The organism is Roseovarius carneus, from assembly GCF_020141465.1.
GTDB classification, from domain to species: Bacteria; Pseudomonadota; Alphaproteobacteria; order Rhodobacterales; family Rhodobacteraceae; genus Roseovarius; species Roseovarius carneus.
On record NZ_JAHSPD010000001.1, the window covers coordinates 2,740,893 to 2,757,572 of the forward strand.

General features: G+C 60.7%; 18 protein-coding genes. 5 read left to right on the plus strand and 13 right to left on the minus strand.

Translation table 11 applies throughout. From position 1 onward, the window contains the following. Positions 1–220 precede the first annotated feature (220 nt). From KUD11_RS13585 to KUD11_RS13595, 3 genes are all read right to left on the minus strand, one after another. Positions 221–1,720 carry an NAD(P)(+) transhydrogenase (Re/Si-specific) subunit beta gene (locus KUD11_RS13585; protein ID WP_109384190.1) on the minus strand — a complete coding sequence of 500 codons (1,500 nt, stop codon included), beginning with the start codon at positions 1,718–1,720 and terminating at the stop codon, positions 221–223. Between the two features lie 14 nt (positions 1,721–1,734). After that, positions 1,735–3,309, minus strand: coding sequence for a Re/Si-specific NAD(P)(+) transhydrogenase subunit alpha (locus KUD11_RS13590; RefSeq protein WP_109384189.1), 1,575 nt, complete (start codon positions 3,307–3,309; stop codon positions 1,735–1,737). 146 nt (positions 3,310–3,455) lie between these two features. Further along, a complete protein-coding gene (locus tag KUD11_RS13595; RefSeq protein ID WP_109387785.1) occupies positions 3,456–3,905 on the minus strand; it encodes a methyltransferase family protein in 450 nt (149 codons plus the stop codon). A 395-nt stretch (positions 3,906–4,300) separates the two neighbouring features. On the opposite strand from KUD11_RS13595, the gene KUD11_RS13600 reads away from it, so the two are divergent. Next, positions 4,301–4,921 (plus strand): Hint domain-containing protein, encoded by a 621-nt coding sequence (locus KUD11_RS13600; RefSeq protein WP_109384188.1) that lies wholly within the window; start codon positions 4,301–4,303, stop codon positions 4,919–4,921. Between the two features lie 19 nt (positions 4,922–4,940). Here the strand turns inward: KUD11_RS13600 and KUD11_RS13605 are convergent, their stop codons facing one another. The 3 genes from KUD11_RS13605 to KUD11_RS13615 all read right to left on the minus strand — a co-directional run bounded on the left by KUD11_RS13605 (position 4,941) and on the right by KUD11_RS13615 (position 7,336). Further along, complete coding sequence (locus KUD11_RS13605; RefSeq protein WP_109384187.1) at positions 4,941–5,720, minus strand: gamma-glutamyl-gamma-aminobutyrate hydrolase family protein; 780 nt, start codon at positions 5,718–5,720, stop codon at positions 4,941–4,943. Between the two features lie 83 nt (positions 5,721–5,803). Next, on the minus strand, positions 5,804–6,388 hold the full coding sequence (locus tag KUD11_RS13610) for an HNH endonuclease (protein WP_109387783.1): 585 nt from the start codon (positions 6,386–6,388) through the stop codon (positions 5,804–5,806). Positions 6,389–6,595: 207 nt separating this feature from the next. After that, on the minus strand, positions 6,596–7,336 hold the full coding sequence (locus KUD11_RS13615) for a YebC/PmpR family DNA-binding transcriptional regulator (RefSeq protein ID WP_109384186.1): 741 nt from the start codon (positions 7,334–7,336) through the stop codon (positions 6,596–6,598). Positions 7,337–7,500: 164 nt separating this feature from the next. Between KUD11_RS13615 and bchE the strand changes: the two genes are divergently transcribed. Both bchE and bchJ read left to right on the plus strand, forming a co-directional pair. Then, the gene (gene bchE / locus KUD11_RS13620; protein WP_109384185.1) at positions 7,501–9,162 is read left to right on the plus strand and encodes a magnesium-protoporphyrin IX monomethyl ester anaerobic oxidative cyclase; all 1,662 of its coding nucleotides are present in this window, start codon (positions 7,501–7,503) and stop codon (positions 9,160–9,162) included. Next, positions 9,155–9,751, plus strand: coding sequence for a bacteriochlorophyll 4-vinyl reductase (gene bchJ, locus KUD11_RS13625; protein WP_109384184.1), 597 nt, complete (start codon positions 9,155–9,157; stop codon positions 9,749–9,751). Before bchE ends, bchJ begins: the two co-directional genes overlap by 8 nt. Positions 9,752–9,908: 157 nt before the next feature. Here bchJ and KUD11_RS13630 read toward each other — a convergent pair whose 3' ends face one another. The 6 genes from KUD11_RS13630 to KUD11_RS13655 all read right to left on the minus strand — a co-directional run bounded on the left by KUD11_RS13630 (position 9,909) and on the right by KUD11_RS13655 (position 14,170). Then, a complete protein-coding gene (locus KUD11_RS13630; RefSeq protein ID WP_219930168.1) occupies positions 9,909–10,382 on the minus strand; it encodes an OsmC family protein in 474 nt (157 codons plus the stop codon). Then, positions 10,375–10,935: a 5-formyltetrahydrofolate cyclo-ligase gene (locus KUD11_RS13635; RefSeq protein WP_109384182.1), complete on the minus strand. Its 561-nt coding sequence runs from the start codon at positions 10,933–10,935 to the stop codon at positions 10,375–10,377. Before KUD11_RS13635 ends, KUD11_RS13630 begins: the two co-directional genes overlap by 8 nt. Beyond that, entirely contained in the window at positions 10,932–12,317 is a 1,386-nt protein-coding gene (mgtE, locus tag KUD11_RS13640; protein WP_109384181.1) for a magnesium transporter, read from the minus strand. Before mgtE ends, KUD11_RS13635 begins: the two co-directional genes overlap by 4 nt. Before the next feature lie 115 nt (positions 12,318–12,432). Then, complete coding sequence (locus KUD11_RS13645; protein WP_109384180.1) at positions 12,433–12,888, minus strand: CAP domain-containing protein; 456 nt, start codon at positions 12,886–12,888, stop codon at positions 12,433–12,435. 62 nt (positions 12,889–12,950) lie between these two features. Further along, complete coding sequence (locus KUD11_RS13650; RefSeq protein WP_109384179.1) at positions 12,951–13,751, minus strand: inositol monophosphatase family protein; 801 nt, start codon at positions 13,749–13,751, stop codon at positions 12,951–12,953. A gap of 59 nt (positions 13,752–13,810) precedes the next feature. Continuing rightward, entirely contained in the window at positions 13,811–14,170 is a 360-nt protein-coding gene (locus KUD11_RS13655; RefSeq protein ID WP_109384178.1) for a helix-turn-helix domain-containing protein, read from the minus strand. A gap of 292 nt (positions 14,171–14,462) precedes the next feature. On the opposite strand from KUD11_RS13655, the gene KUD11_RS13660 reads away from it, so the two are divergent. Then, positions 14,463–15,425, plus strand: coding sequence for an NADPH:quinone oxidoreductase family protein (locus KUD11_RS13660; RefSeq protein ID WP_109384177.1), 963 nt, complete (start codon positions 14,463–14,465; stop codon positions 15,423–15,425). On the opposite strand, the gene KUD11_RS13665 is transcribed toward KUD11_RS13660, so the two are convergent. Continuing rightward, entirely contained in the window at positions 15,412–16,284 is an 873-nt protein-coding gene (locus KUD11_RS13665; RefSeq protein ID WP_109384176.1) for a LysR family transcriptional regulator, read from the minus strand. The genes KUD11_RS13660 and KUD11_RS13665 overlap by 14 nt on opposite strands. A gap of 126 nt (positions 16,285–16,410) precedes the next feature. On the opposite strand from KUD11_RS13665, the gene KUD11_RS13670 reads away from it, so the two are divergent. After that, positions 16,411–16,605: a DUF1127 domain-containing protein gene (locus KUD11_RS13670; protein ID WP_109384175.1), complete on the plus strand. Its 195-nt coding sequence runs from the start codon at positions 16,411–16,413 to the stop codon at positions 16,603–16,605. The last annotated feature ends 75 nt before the right edge of the window (positions 16,606–16,680 follow it).

Consider the following 16,680-nt stretch of genomic DNA (forward strand, 5'->3'; position numbering starts at 1 on the left):
GGCTCCGGCAAGTTTTGTGGCACCATAGGGGGATGATGCGGGAATGGAAACGGATTATATCGCGCTATCAAAGGCTTAACCGGATACAACCGCATACCGCTCTTCTTCGTCAAAATACTCAAAAAACACCACCAAAGACGCGCGCAAAGGCCGATGAGGCGGCTTTGCACAGAAAAAGGGCGCCCCGCAAGGCGCCCTTAATCCGTGTTGTCTCAAAGGATCACTCGATCCGGCTCAAAAGGCTGGAGACCGAATCCTTCGCATCGCCGTAGAACATCCGCGTATTATCTTTGAAGAAGAGCGGGTTTTCGATCCCGGAATAGCCTGTGCCTTGCCCCCGCTTGGAGACAAACACCTGCTTGGCCTTCCAGCATTCCAGAACCGGCATCCCCGCGATGGGGCTGTTGGGATCATCCTGTGCCGCGGGGTTCACGATGTCATTCGACCCGATCACGATCACCACATCCGTGGACGGGAAGTCATCGTTGATCTCGTCCATTTCAAGCACGATATCATAGGGTACTTTCGCCTCCGCCAGAAGCACGTTCATATGCCCTGGCAAACGCCCGGCGACCGGGTGAATGGCGAAACGGACCGTCTTGCCCTTGGCACGCAGCTTGTTGGTCATCTCTGAGACCGCCTGCTGCGCCTGCGCCACGGCCATGCCATACCCGGGGATGATCACGATGCTGTCGGCCTCATTGAGCGCTGTGGCCACGCCATCGGCGTCAATCGCCACCTGTTCGCCTTCCACAGCCATCTGCTCGCCCGTGGCCCCGCCGAAGCCGCCGAGGATCACAGACACGAAGCTACGGTTCATCGCCTTGCACATGATGTAGCTCAGGATCGCACCGGAGGAGCCGACCAGCGCACCCACAACGATCAGAAGATCATTGCCAAGGCTGAAGCCGATCGCCGCCGCCGCCCACCCCGAATAGGAGTTGAGCATCGACACGACCACAGGCATATCCGCGCCGCCGATCCCCATGATCAGGTGATAGCCGATGAAAAGAGCCAGAAGCGTGAGCAGCACCAGCGTCCAGCTGCCGCTGTCGCCCAGATACATCGCCGCCAGCACGACCGACAGACCCGCCGCCCCCGCGTTGAGCATATGCCCACCCGGAAGCTGCTTGGCCGATGTGTCCACCTTGCCCGCAAGCTTGCCGTAAGCAATCACGGAGCCAGTGAATGTCACCGCCCCGATCCAGATGCCCAGCACAAGCTCGACCCGCAGGATGGTGATCTCCACGCCCGATTTCTTCGCAATAAGCTGCCCGAAGGACGAAAGCTCATTATAGACCGCACCGGGCAGGCCAACGGCGGTGAAGGCCGTGCCTTCGACAACCGCGCCCAGCTGCCCGCCATTCTCAACGAAAAGCGCGCTCATCGTATTGATCATCAGATCCGCGTTAAAGCCCACGAACACTGCCGCAAGCCCCACGAGAGAGTGCATGATCGCCACAAGCTCAGGCATCTGCGTCATCTGCACCTTGGTGGCCAACTGGTAACCAACAGCCGCGCCCGCCGCGATAAGCACCAGCGACATGAGCCACAGCCCCTGACCGGGTCCAACAATCGTGGCGAGAATGGCCAGCGCCATGCCCGCGATCCCGTACCAGACGGCCCGTTTGGCACTTTCCTGACCCGAGAGGCCCCCGAGGCTCAGGATGAAGAGAACAGCCGCGACCGCATAGGCCGCAATGGTAAATCCGAAGTCCATTATTCAGGCCCCCCTTACGATTTCTGGAACATGGCGAGCATGCGCCGTGTCACGAGGAAGCCGCCGAAAATATTGATCGAGGCCATGAAGATCGCCACCGCCGACAAAAGCGTGATCAGGAACGAACTTGACCCAATCTGGATCAATGCGCCCAAAATAATGATCGACGAAATTGCATTGGTGACCGCCATCAGAGGCGTGTGCAGCGAATGGGCAACGTTCCAGATCACCTGGAAGCCGATGAAAACCGACAGCACGAAGACGATGAAATGCTTCATGAAGCTGGCCGGAGCAACCATGCCCACCAAAAGCACCAAGACCCCACCAGCGGCCAGAAGGCCCACTTGGGTAAGGGTTTGCTTCTTGAACGCGGCCACCTCGGCGGCCCGTTTTTCTGCCGCCGTCAGCTCTTTGGGCGCTTCTTTCTTGGGCTGCGCCGCGATGGCGGCCACTTTGGGTGGGGGCGGCGGATAGGTGACAGCGCCCGCATGGGCCACGGTCGCGCCCCGGATCACGTCATCCTCCATGTTGTGCACCGGCACGCCGTCCTTCTCAGGCGTGAGGTCCGCCAGCATGTGACGAATGTTGGTCGCATAAAGCGTCGAGGATTGCGCGGCCATCCGGCTGGGGAAGTCGGTGTAGCCAATGATGGTCACGCCATTCTCGGTCACGATCTTCTCGTCCATCACCGTGAGCTTGCAGTTGCCGCCCTTTTCAGCCGCCAGATCGACGATCACGGAGCCGGGCTTCATCGCCTTCACCATATCCTCGGTCCAAAGCTCGGGCGCTTCACGGTTGGGAATGAGGGCCGTGGTGATAACGATATCAATATCGGGGGCCAGCTCACGGAACTTGGCAAGCTGGGCTGCGGCAAATTCAGGGCTGGAGACGGCTGCATAGCCGCCTGTTGCCGCGCCGTCTGCCTGCGCTTCCTCAAAGTCGAGGAAGACAAACTCGGCGCCCATGCTCTCAACCTGCTCGGCCACTTCGGGCCGCACGTCGAACGCATATGTGATCGCACCCAACGATGTGGACGTGCCAATGGCGGCAAGACCCGCGACCCCCGCACCCACCACCAGAACCTTGGCCGGGGGCACCTTGCCCGCCGCCGTGATCTGCCCAGTGAAGAAACGGCCGAAGTTGTTGCCCGCCTCGATCACCGCACGGTAGCCCGCGATATTGGCCATAGAGCTCAGAGCGTCCATCTTTTGCGCGCGGCTGATGCGCGGGACCATCTCCATGGCCACCACTGTGGCGCCCGCTTTGGCCGCCTGCTCCATGTGCTTTTCATTCGCACCGGGGTTGAAGAAGGAGATCAGCGTCTGCCCCTCGCGCAGGCGTTTGACCTCTGCATCGCTTGGGGGGCGGACCTTGGCGACAATGTCGGCGGCCTTCCAGAGGGCGGCGGCGGTCTTGACCACCGACACGCCCGCGTCTTTGTAAGCTGCGTCCGAGAAGCCCGCCTTTGCGCCGGCCCCGGCCTCGATCACGCAATCATAGCCCAGCTTTTGCAGCTGAAGCGCCGAGTCCGGTGTCATTGCGACCCGTGCCTCGCCCGCCAATACCTCAGTCGGTGTTCCGATCTTCACCCGTCAATCCCCCTTGTCATTGCCGTTATCTTGTATCGTCAGTCATTTATCGTCGCATTGCCCGGTTCTGTGGGCGAACGTCCAAAATCTATCCCGTGCTTATTTCAGGTTAGCGCCCAACATGCGAGTCGCCACCCGGCCCGTGATTAAGCCCACCTGCGCGTTTCATTGCAATAGCGCGCGAACTCTGCGCGAAACTTGCGTCTGAGGCTGTTCTCCTCCGGCACAATGAAGCGTCGCTCAAGGGTCCACACGAAAAGCGGCACGAGCACCAGGCTCAGCACCGCGTCCCAGCGCAGGATCAACCCCGCAAGGATCAGCACATCGCCCGCATAGATCGGGTTGCGCGTGCGTTTGAAAATCCCAGATGTGATCAGACGGTCTGCCTCAAGATGCGGCACGATGGTCGTTTTTTGGCGGCGAAACTCCATCGCGGCAAGCGCGATCAGGACAAGCCCACCACCGACCAGTATCCCGCCAATCAAATCTGCAAGACCCACACCAAACCCAAGCCCTAACGATGCATACTGCGCCTGCGCCCACGCCAGAGCGAGGGCGGCCAGAAGCCAAACGGGAGGAATGTCGATCCATTTCAACACAGCAATAAGCCTTTGGTGACATGCGGTCTGATTGCTGTGTAGGCCAAGCGGTTGGGCCGGGAAAGTAGATAGTTTGCCACATGTTACGCGGCGCTCACGGTATACAATGGCGGACCGAAATGCGGCAGGTGTGACGGGCGGCGTGACCTCAGCTCGGGTGCCACCACAGATTTCAACGGATGACCTCACGAACGTACACCCACCCCCAGTGGCCGCAAAATTGCCCAGCGCGCATCCAAATCGCGCCGCAATCTGCTGCAAGAGTTTGAGGGCAGGTCGGGGACAGTTTCCCTTGGCGTTTAGACCGACAGTCACCAGTCCGCCGCCTTAAAAGGCCAAAGTTAAGATTTCACCATGTTTACACCTCAGACTTTTGTAACGGAGGTTTTATAATGGCCCCGCTCGACGCACAAACCGCGCCCCCAAGCGCTTATGGCCATACACCCTATCAGGACGACGCCCTCGCCAGCCTTGTCTGTTTTGCCCAAGGCACGCAGATCCTGACAGCATTGGGCGACCGCCCTGTCGAGGCCTTGCGCGCGGGCGATATGATCGTCACCCGTGATCATGGGTTGCGCACCATTCGCTGGATCGGGCAGAGAGAAACCTGCGGCCTCGGTACGCTCGCCCCGATCCGCATCGCACCCGCCGCAGCCTCTGGGCATAACGCCCTGCATGTCTCACCCAATCATCATCTGTTGCTAAGCGGCCCTCTTGCCCGGCAAATCTGCGGCCATGACGAGGTGCTGGCCCCTGCGCACCGCCTCGTCGGACAGCCGGGGATCAGCCGCGCGCCCTGCGCCTCGGTCACGTATTTTCACGTGATCCTTGATGCACATGAGATCATCTTTGCCGAAGGTCTGGCGACCGAAAGCTTCTATGCCCATCCCGGCACGCTCAAGGCCCTGAGACCGCAGGCCCGCGCGGAGCTGTTTGATGTGTTCCCTGATCTGCGCAGCCATATGGGCGGCCATGGCCACCCGGCCCGCCCGCTGATCCCCGCGCAGCCCTGAGCCGCCAGCCCCACTCAGGCTAGGCGCTCAAACGCTCCGATGCACGCCGCCCGCCATTGGCCCAAGCTCGCGCCGCATCGCCAAAGGCCGCAAAAAGTGGGCGCGACACCGGATCATTCTGTGCGTTCCATTCCGGGTGCCATTGTACCCCCATCGCAAAGCCCGGCGCACCATCAATATAGAGCGCCTCCGGCGTGCCGTCGGGCGCGTGGCCGTCTATAATCACACGTGCGCCAACGTCCTTAATCCCCTGCCCGTGAAGCGTGTTGGTAAGCACCTCGGGCGCGCCCAGCAGACGATGAAACATACCGCCGGGCGTAAAGCGCACGATATGGCGCAGCGCGAATTGCTCCTCCAGCGTGCCATCGGGCGGCATCCGGTGATTATCGCGCCCCGGCAGATCCCGGATCTCCGGGTAGAGCGACCCACCCATCGCAACGTTCATTTCCTGAAATCCCCGGCACACGCCAAAAACGGGCTGGCCCCGCTCCACACAGGCGCGCACAAGTGGCAACGCGATTGCATCGCGCGCCCGGTCGAACGCGCCATGCGCCTCAGTCTCCGCCTCGCCGTATTCCTCCGGGTGGACATTGGGCCGCCCACCAGTCAACAAAAAGCCATCGCAGGTCTGCAAAAGCTCATCCACGCTCACGAAATGTGGGTCCGCCGGGATCATCACCGGCATGCAGCCCGCAGCGCCGCTGACGGCTTCGGAATTCATCTGGCCCACCGCATGGACGGGATAGCGATCCTCGATCACATATTGATTGCCGATCACACCGATCACTGCGTGCGTCATGAAATCTCCTCAATTGGCTGCACGGTCTGCACTATACATCGTTCGACGATAGAAACACCAATGGGGCCGCGCAAGCCTATCGCTCAGGCGTCAAGCTCTGCGTCCCAGTAGAGAAAATCGACCCAGCTGTCGTGCAGGTAATGGGGCGGAAATTTCCGGCCCAAATTGTTCAACTGCTCGGCGGCGGGCGCACGAGGCGGCTTGCGCAAACTCATACCCGACCGCTTGAGGCTCTTGGCGCCTTTGCGCAGATTACACTTGGAGCAGGCCGCGACCACATTCTCCCAGCTGGTGATGCCGCCGCTTGCACGCGGCACCACGTGATCAAATGTCAAATCCCCTCGCGCGCCGCAATACTGACAGCAAAACTCATCGCGCAGAAAGAGGTTGAACCGGGTGAACGCCACTTTGCGTTGCGGTTTCACATAGTCCTTGAGGACAATCACAGACGGGATACGGATTTGCATGCTGGGGCTGTGGACCAGCGTGTCATACTCGGCCACGATATCCACCCGGTCGAGATAGGCCGCCTTTACGGCGTCCTGCCAAGACCAAAGAGATAGGGGATAATAGCTGAGCGGGCGGTAATCTGCGTTGAGCACAAGCGCCGGATGATCCTTCAGCGCGCCCGGTTCGCGCACGAACTCCGTTCTGAAATCTGCGTCCATCACCTTATTGCACACCCCCATGCAGCACCACTTGCTACGGTCAGAGGCGGGCCATCCCGCCCCCGGTTGTGTTGACTATATATCGCGTTCTGAGCCTGACAAGCCCGGAATCAAATCAACATCTTGCGGCATTCTATCGCGTGGAGATGTGACGGGGGTATGACGCGCGGCGCAATGGCGGTGTAAAAGCCCCCACGCCAGCACCGCTCAGAGCTGGTCCATCACCTCGTCTGACGCTTCGAAATTGGCGGTGACGCGCTGCACGTCGTCATCATCTTCCAACGCATCGACAAGCTTCATAAGCTTCTGCATGCCTTCAAGGTCAAGCTCGGTCGTGACCGTGGGCCGCCAGACAAGCTTGGTGTTCTCGCTCTCGCCAAGTGCGGCCTCAAGGGCCGTTGAGACGTCATTGAGATCGGTATCCGCGCACCAGATAACATGGCCATCCTCGGAGCTTTCCGCATCCTCGGCGCCCGCCTCGATCGCGGCCATCATCACCGTATCGGCATCCCCTATATCGGCGGAGTAGCTCACCTCGCCCTTGCGGTCGAACATGAACCCCACGCTGCCCGTCTCGCCAAGGTTGCCGCCATGTTTGGAAAAGGTCGAGCGAACGGTCGATGCGGTCCGGTTGCGATTATCCGTCATCGCCTCCACGATCACCGCCACCCCGCCGGGGCCGTAGCCCTCATAGCGAATCTCTTCGTAATCCTCAGCATCCCCGCCCGTGGCCTTCTTGATCGCGCGGTCGATCACGTCCTTCGGGACCGAATTGGATTTGGCCTCTTTCACGGACATGCGCAGGCGCGGGTTTTTCTCGGGGTCCGGGTCGCCCATCTTGGCGGCCACGGTGATCTCCTTGGCCAGCTTGGAAAAGAGCTTGGAGCGCACAGCGTCCTGACGCCCTTTACGGTGCTGAATATTCGCCCATTTTGAGTGGCCCGCCATGGTCTCTCCCGCGTGTTTTCCTGAATTTGCAGGCTTTCTTATCCCGGCGCGCGCGCCCGCGCAACGCCTCAAAGCGCCGTATTGACCTGTGTCAATTTAATCTGACACTCAATGTGTCACATTAAATTGACATTTATAAAGGCGACTCACAGGGAGATATCATCATGCGCATCGTTCTGGTTCACCCCAACTATCACTCCGGCGGCGCAGAGATCGCCGGGAACTGGCCGCCCGCATGGGTCGCCTATCTGGCGGGGCACCTGAGGGGCGCGGGCTTTGACGAGATCCACTTTATCGACGCGATGACCAACCACATCTCCGATGAGGACTTGCGCGCGAAACTCATTGAGCTTCAACCCGATGTCGTGGGCTGCACCGCAATCACGCCTGCGATCTACGTGGCCGAGACGGTTCTGCAAATCGCGAGCGAAGCGGTGCCCGATGCGGTGACCGTTCTGGGCGGCATCCACGGCACGTTCATGTATAAGCAGGTTCTGTCGGAAGCCCCGTGGATCGACGTCATCGTGCGCGGCGAGGGCGAGGAGATTTTCCTCAACCTGATCAGTTGCATCGCCGAGGGGCGCTGGCCCGCAGATCGCCGCGGCCTCAAGGGCCTCGCCTTTATCGACGGAGATGAGATCCGCGCCACACCCGCCGCCTCCACCGTCAAGGATCTCGATGCGATCAACCCGGACTGGTCGCTGCTGGAATGGGGCAAATATATCTACGTGCCCTTGGGCAAACGGGTGGCGATCCCCAATATGGCGCGGGGCTGTCCCTTCACCTGTTCGTTCTGCTCGCAATGGAAATTCTGGCGCGATTACCGCGTGCGCGACCCCAAGAAGGTTGTCGATGAGATCGAGAAACTCGTCAACGACCACGATGTCGGCTTTTTCATCCTTGCCGATGAAGAACCCACGATCAATCGCAAGAAATTCATCCAGTTCTGTGAGGAGCTGATCGCGCGCGGCCTGCCCGAGAAGGTCCAATGGGGTATCAACACCCGCGTGACCGATATCTACCGCGACCGCGAATTGCTCAGCTTCTTCCGCAAGGCGGGCCTCGTGCATGTAAGCCTCGGGACCGAGGCTGCGGCCCAGCTCAAGCTGGACCAGTTCAACAAGGAAACCACCGTCGCCGAGAACAAGGAGGCGATCCGCCTTCTGCGCGAGGCCGATATCTTTGTGGAGGCGCAATTCATCGTGGGCCTCGACAACGAGACCGCAGAGACGCTGGAGGATACATTCCAAATGGCATGGGACTGGCAGCCGGATCTCGCCAACTGGGCGATGTATACGCCCTGGCCCTTCACGCCGCTCTTCCAGGATCTGAAAGACAAGGTCGAGGTGTTCGACTTCTCCAAATACAATTTCGTCACGCCCATCATGAAGCCAAAGGCGCTGACGCGCGGCGAATTGCTCGATGGTGTGATGAAAAACTATCGCCGTTTCTACATGCGCAAAGCGCTCTTCCACTATCCATGGCGCGGCACGGGCTACCGCCGCCGCTACCTTCTGGGCTGTCTCAAGGCCTTCGCCAAGGCAGGATTTGCGCGCACCTTCTATGATCTGGGCAAGGCCGGGTATTGGGGCCCGCAGACCAAGAACTCGGTCGATTTCAACTTTGACGAAACCCGCACCCTGTCGGAGGCACAAATGGCCGATTGGGAGGCGTCCGCCGACAAGGCCGCAAAAGCCGCCGAGCGTCGCGAGGCCCTGCGCGCCCAAGGCAAGGAGCGGGCGATAGAGCGGAATGCCACGTTCAAGATGCCGAATGGCGCCGAGATCATGGCCTGTGGCGGTGGCAAGGAGCAGATGGATGCCTGACGGCGCCGCCCTGCCCCAATCTGCGCGCATCGGGCCCAACGCGCTTTTGCAGTTGGTCCCGGTGCTCGATGAGGCCATTGGCGAAGCCGGACGCATCCGGCTCTTTGAGGCCGCAGGCGTGCCGGACCTGCCCTCAGGCGCAGAGATGATCGACGAAGTCGATGTGATCGCAGTGCACCAGATGCTGCGCCAGACGCGGCCCGATGATTTCCCCACCCTCGCCGCCGCCGCCGGGCGTGGCACGGGGGCCTATATCCTGAACAATCGCATCCCCGAGGCCGCGCAATTCGTGCTGCGCGCGCTGCCGCCCAAGCTATCGTCGCACATATTGGTGCGTGCAATCAGCAAAAACGCATGGACCTTCATGGGCTCGGGCGAGTTCCGCGTGATCCGCGCCTCACCGCCTATTCTTGAGGTTTTCGACAACCCGATGGTGCGCGGCGCACAGTCCGATACGCCGCTCTGTCATTGGCATGCGGCGGTCTTTGCCCGTCTCTTCGGGCGCCTCTGTGGCATGGGCAGAGTGCGAGAGACGCAATGTTGTGCCATGGGCGCACCCGCCTGCCGGTTCGAGATCACCGAGATTTGAGGCAATCGATGACGCGACCCAAAGCCTTTCTAGGAAAACCTTAGACACTGCTTTTCTCGAAACGCACGGAACACGTAAGGTCAGCGCGCGTTTGAAATTATCATCATGCCTCAAGTATAATTTGAGACGATTTCCCCCCCGCCGGAGGCATCCGCGCTCAGCTGCGTGCAATTCGGTAGCGCGCGGGCACATCCACCGGAAAATTCACCGAGCGCGCGATGAAACACGTCTCATGCACCCGCGCATGCAGCGCGTCCAGAAGCGCCAGATCGGTCCCATCCGGCACAGCAATCCTTGGGCGCAACGTGGCGCGCAAAAACCGGCTTGCGCCCTGCGCATCGGTCTCGCCCACCGCCAAGGGCGTGTCATCATAGGCGTGCACGGCGACGCCCGCGTTACTGGCCAGATGCAAGAACCATAGCATATGACAGGCTGACAGCGCCGCAATGAGCATATCTTCGGGGTTATGCAGCCCCGGATCACCGCCCAAAAGCGGATCGTTGGAGCAATGGATGGGCGGCTTGCCCGGCGTCTCAACGCTCCACGTGCGGTCGTAACCCTTGTATGCAGCCGTGCCTTGCCCGCGATTGCCCGTCCAGCGGACATGCGCGGTATAGTCATGCTCAGCCAAAATGGATCACCTCGGCTTCGGTCACCATCATGTCGAGCGGCTGATCCGTGGCCTCCAGCGGTAGGTCCGCCGCCTCCTGCGCTCCAAAGGCAAAGCCGATTGCCAAAGTGGCACGGCGCGCGCGCAACCGCTCCAACGTGCGGTCATAAAATCCGCCGCCATAGCCCAGACGCCCGCCCGCGCGGCTCCATGCAACTAGGGGCACGATCAGTATCTCCGGCTCAAAAAAATCATCGTGTTCCGGCACCGTTGCTCCGAATGGCCCCGCGCGTAGCGGACATCCCGGCGTCCAGCGCGAGAAATCGAGAGGGTGCCCCGCCGCCTTGATCACCGGAACCCCGACAGGCCCATGCGCCGCCGCCTCTGCCATCGCAGGCAGCGGATCAATCTCCGTGCGGATCGGCATATAGCCTGCAAGCGGCACACCGCGATACCCGGCAAGCACCTCGGACAGCAAAGCCGCGCACCCCGGCCCCAACGTGTCAAACGCCACCTTGCGCCGGCCAAAAGCAGCCTTGCGCGCCGCATCCTTGCGCATCACCAAATCGCTCATATCAAAACCAAAGCCGCCAAGCCGAGAAAGGCCGAGAACCCCACCACATCCGTCACCGTGGTCACGAACGCGCCCGATGCCAGCGCCGGATCAATCCCCATTCGGTCGAGGACCACCGGGATCATGATACCCGCCAGCCCAGCCACCACCAGGTTGATCACCATCGCCGCCGCAATCACATATCCCAGCGCCGGGCCACCAAACCAGATCACCCCGATCACGCCCATGACCACCGCGAAAATCAACCCGTTTATCAGACCCACCAACACTTCGCGCCGGATGACCCGCCACACATTCGAGCCGGTAAGGTCACGGGTCGCAATCGCGCGCACAGCCACGGTCAGGCTTTGCGTGCCCGCATTACCGCCCATGGACGCCACGATGGGCATCAGCACAGCCAATGCCACGAGTTGCGAGATCGTCGCCTCAAACTGCGCAATGACCAGCGAGGCGAGGATTGCAGTCGCGAGGTTCACCGCCAGCCACGGAAAGCGCTGTTTCGTGGTCTCGACGATATTGTCGTTGAGGCCCCCATCGCCCACACCGGCGAGGCGCAACATGTCCTCCTCATGTTCGTGATCGAGAACAGCCATCGCATCATCGATGGTGATCACTCCCACAAGCCGCTCGCCCTCATCCACCACAGGCGCGGAAATCAGGTGGTATTGGTTAAACGCATAGGCCACATCGCCTTCGTCCTGCGTGGCGGGAATGACGTGAAATGTTTCCTCCACAATGCTTTTCAGCATCACTTCGCGGCGCGACGCCATCAGCTTGCCCAGCGTGACGTTGCCAACGGGCGCGAGCCGCGGATCGACGAGGATCACATGATAGAACTGATCCGGCAGATCGTCTTGATCGCGCAGATAATCAATCGCCTCGCCCACATTCCAATGCTCAGGCGCCATCACCACTTCGCGCTGCATCAGGCGGCCTGCGGAATACTCAGGGTAGCTTAGCGATTGACGCACGGCCGTGCGGTCGCTGTCTTTAAGAACCTCAAGTATCGCGTCTTGCTGCGGCTGCTCCAGATCCTCGACCAGATCGACCACATCGTCGCTGTCAAGCTCGCGCACCGCCTCGGCCAGAACCTCGGGGCTGAGAAGGCCGATCACTTCTTCACGGATCGACTCGTCAAGCTCCGACAGGATTTCGCCATCAAATTCGGGGCCATAAAGCTCAATGAGCCGGCGGCGATCAAACGCGTTGCTCTGCTCTAGCAAATCCGCAATATCGGCGGCGTGGAGCGGCTCCAGCTCAGCGATCAACTGATCGCGATCGCCCACATCCACGGCAAAGATGATCCGCGCCACAGCTTGGCGATCTAGGACATAAGCGTCCTCATCGCGGTCTTGCTCGGCCAAAAGCCCTTCATCTGCCATGCAAATCGCCCCTCGCCCACCTGACTGTCTCTCGTTAGTAAAAAAGCGCGCGCATCCGCATATTCAATGCCCACACCGCGCTGTCTTTATCGTGTCCGCATAAGTCTCCGCCCGCTCAGCAGCCCGGCCGCCCCAGCACCATCACCCAAAGCTCACCTTCGCCGCGCACCAGAGCGAATTCAGACGCGTTGGGGCTAAGGATATTGCGCCGGTGGCCTTCGGATTTCATCCATCCACTCATCACCTGATCGAGGCTGCCTTGGCCCTTCGCAATATTCTCCGCGATGAAGCAAAACCCATAGCGCGCCTTGCGGGCCCGGTCCCCGATGGAGGAGCCATTGGAGCCCGTATGGCTGAAAAACCCGTTTTGGGCCATGTCGCGCGCATGGGCTGCCGCCGCCTTGGTGAGCGCGTCACTCGGGGCGAGTTGTGCGAGGCCTGCCTCGGCCCGGATTTGCGCCATGGGCGCCGAGGCGGCACCGCTCACATCCACAACTTGTTGCGCGCTCGCAGAAATGGGCGCAAAGGTGGCGGCAAAAAACGCCGCGCAGAGGGTAAGGGTCAAACGCATGAAAATGGTTCCTGTAATTACGCGCGCACCCTAGCGCGCCTGCCGCGCCACGGCCACCCCGGCTAGGCGGTGCGCGACAGTATCTTCAGGGCGGCGGCGTGTTGCTGCGCCCCTGCCGCCGCGATCACGCGCCCGCCTGCATGGGCCGGGCCGCCCTGCCAATCCGTGACGATCCCGCCCGCCGCCTCGATCACGGCGCTCGGGGCCGCGATGTCATAGGCGCTGAGACCCGCCTCGATCACGAGGTCAATATGCCCTGCCGCCAAAAGCGCATAGGCATAGCAATCACAACCATAGCGCGTGAGCTGCGCCTGCCCGGCCACCGCATTGAAGGCCGCGCCCTCATCCGGTGTGCCCACGGCGGGAAAGGTGGTCATCAAGATGGCTTCGCTGAGCGGGCGGTTGCCACGGGCTTTGAGAGGGCGCTCGCCCTCCGGCCCCGTCATCTGAGCGCGGCCCAAGCCGCCCTCGAACCGCTCACCAATATAGGGTTGATCAATCAGGCCATAGATCGGGCCGCGCGCATCGCTGAGCGCAATCAGAACACCCCATGTGGGTGCCCCTGCCAGAAAGCCGCGCGTGCCATCGATGGGGTCGAGTACCCATGTCAGGCCGCTCGTGCCCTCCAAGGTGCCATATTCCTCGCCAAAGATCGCATCATCGGAGCGGCGCAGCTTGAGGATATCGCGCATGGCGACCTCAGCAGCGCGATCCGCCACGGTCACCGGATCAAAACCGGTCTCGGCGCTCACGCCAATTTTGTTCTCTGCGGTCAGGGAGGTGCTGCGAAAATGCGGCAATATCGCCGCGCGTGCCGCATCGGCAAGCGCGTGCGCCGTTTGGATAATGTCTGCTTGGTCCATTCCGGCCTCCCCGCGCGGCGTTTCGTCTCGCGCAGGGTTATCCAGTCATGGCGCGGGGCTCAAGCCACGTCGCTGAGCACGCGGGCCAGATCGAAGAGGCGACGCCGCTGATTCTCGGGAATTGCGTAATAGGACCGCACCAGATCCAGCGCTTCCTTATCACCCAGAAGATCGGAGGGGCCGGCCGCTTTCGTCGCGTCGGTTTCGATTCCTTCGAAGAAAAAGCTCACATCAACATCCATGGAGGATGCTATATCCCAGAGCCTCGACGCGCTGACACGGTTTGCTCCGGTCTCATATTTCTGGATCTGTTGGAACTTAATCCCAACGCTCTCCGCCAGTTGTTGCTGGGTCATTCCCACCAACCACCGACGATGTCGAATGCGTTTTCCGACATGCACATCTACGGGATGAGGCATAATAATCCTTCCTAACTCAACTGTAGCGCTGTGATGGCGTTATCTCTATGTCGCGACGGGTGATCCATCGCACCGAGCAGCCAAATCAACGGTCAGATGTAAAAATACCAAAATGATCAAATTATACAACATCTATCGCAAGGTTAAAGTTAACAAAAGCAATCACAATACCGCTATGCGGGCGTTGGAAGTATCCGCCGGAGCCCGTCAGCGGCTTGGCATCAGGCGATGATGCGCCTTATAATTGCGGCACATTCCGCCCCGCAAATTCCTTTTGTTCCGAGGCCTTGCCATGCGCGCCTACCACCTGACCTCCCTTGATACGCCACCGGAGTTAACCACCCTTGACGCGCCTGATCCCGCAGCCGGAGAGGTATGTCTAAAAATCGACGCTTGCGGCCTGAACTTCGCTGATTTGCTGATGATCAAGGGACAGTACCAAGACATGCCGCCGCTGCCCTTCACATTGGGGATGGAGGTGGCCGGCACGATCTGCGCCCATGCGGCGGATGTGACCGGGCTGGGCATCGGCACACGCGTGGCGGTTTTCGGCGGTGCGGGGGGGCTGGCCGAGTACGGAGTGTTCGATGCGGCCCGCGTAATTCGCATCCCCGACACGATGACCTTCGCAGAGGCCGCAACGTTTCAGATCGCCTACGGCACAAGTCATCTGGCGCTGGATCACAAGGCGCAGCTGAAGCCCGGCGAGACGCTTTTGGTGCTGGGTGCTGCGGGCGGTGTGGGCCTTACGGCGGTGGAGATTGGCAAAGCGATGGGTGCACGGGTGATTGCCTGCGCGCGCGGAGCAGACAAGCTTGAGATCGCGCGCCGCGCCGGGGCCGATCACCTCATAGATGCCAGCCGCGAGGATATCCGCGCGGCCTGTCTGGCGCTTGGCGGGCTGGATGTCGTCTATGATCCGGTCGGCGGGGATCAGTTCACCGCCGCGATGCGCGCCTGCAATCCAGAGGCGTGCATCCTTAGCATCGGATTTGCCAGTGGGGACGTGCCGCAGATCAAGGCCAATCACCTTTTGGTTAAGAATATCTCGGTGATGGGCTTTTACTGGGGCGGGTATCTGAAATTCCGCCCCGATCTGCTGACGCGGAGCCTTGCCACCCTGCTGGAGTGGTACGGCGCCGGGCGCATCCGCCCCCATGTCAGCCACACATATCCTTTGGAGCAGGTCGGCACGGCACTGGAGCTGCTGCGCAGCCGCAAATCCACCGGGAAAATTGTCGTTACGATGACCTGACTGCGGTTGCTGCCGCCTGTGATGCAAAGCCTTGCCGGAGCGTTGCCGCCAGCGCCGAGACCAGCGGGTTCATCGTGGCCGCAGCACCGTACATATTGATCCGCTGTGTGCCGAGATCCGGCAACCCGCCGAGCGGCACCATCTCCAGATGGTCCGCACTGCCCTCCAGAATCGTGGTGACGGCCAAATCCGCGCTGACCGTGGCCTGAATTGCGCCGTCGGATTCCGAATCAATCACGCTCTCCCAAGGGATGCCTGCCGCGTCCAGCTGCCGGATCGCCCGGCCCCGGAAAATGCAATTGCGGCAATTGGCCAGCCGCAGGGGCTCCTGCTTCCACGCGCTGCCCCCCGGCGCGCCATACCAGCGCAGCGGCAGCTCCGTCAGTGTCTCGCCTCCGGGGCCCAAAAGCTGTTCTGTGGTCAGGATCAGGTCGACCTCGCCACGCCCAAAACTGTCCAACAGGGAGGTGGTGAAGGACGCAATCAGGTTCACCTTGACCCGTGGATAGGCCGCGTGGAACTGCTTGAGCACCTTGGGAATGGCCGGATAGATGATGTCATGCGGCAGGCCGAAGGAAATCTCGCCCTCCCAGACCTGATCCGTCAGCCGCCCCACCGCATCATCATTGAGCGCCACGATACGCCGCGCAAAGCCCAGCAATTGCTCGCCCGCAGGGGTCAGCGCAATTCGTCGGCTGGAGCGGTCCATGAGGTTGATGCCCAGAAGGTCTTCGAGGCGTTTGAGCTGCATTGAGACCGCAGATTGCGTGAGATTGAGCGCGGAGGCGGCGCGCGTCACCCCCTCCTGATCCGCCACCGCGATGAAGGAGCGGAGCGTCGTCATGTCGAGATTTCTCATATATCACGTTCCTTGATGGTGATGCGATTAAACATTCATTTTAAATATTGATCATATCGCGCCATATACATCAACAGAAGAAATGCAAAACCACTGATCAATCACCATTCGGAAAGGATCACTCCAATGTTCGCTCTCACCTCCACCCGCTCCCTGTCCTTGCACACACGCCCTAGTATTTCGCTCATGACACGCCTTGATGTGATGCGCAGCCGTCGCGCCTTGGCCGCTCTGGATGATGCCGCATTGATGGATCTCGGCCTCACCCGCGCGCAGGCCGACCGCGAGGCACGCCGTCCGATCTGGGACATGACTGCCTAAGGGGCATATAATTCGTTAAAATGCGCTGAATGCCGCCCTAAAAAACCTTGAAATACGCAGCAAGCCTCCCGATAT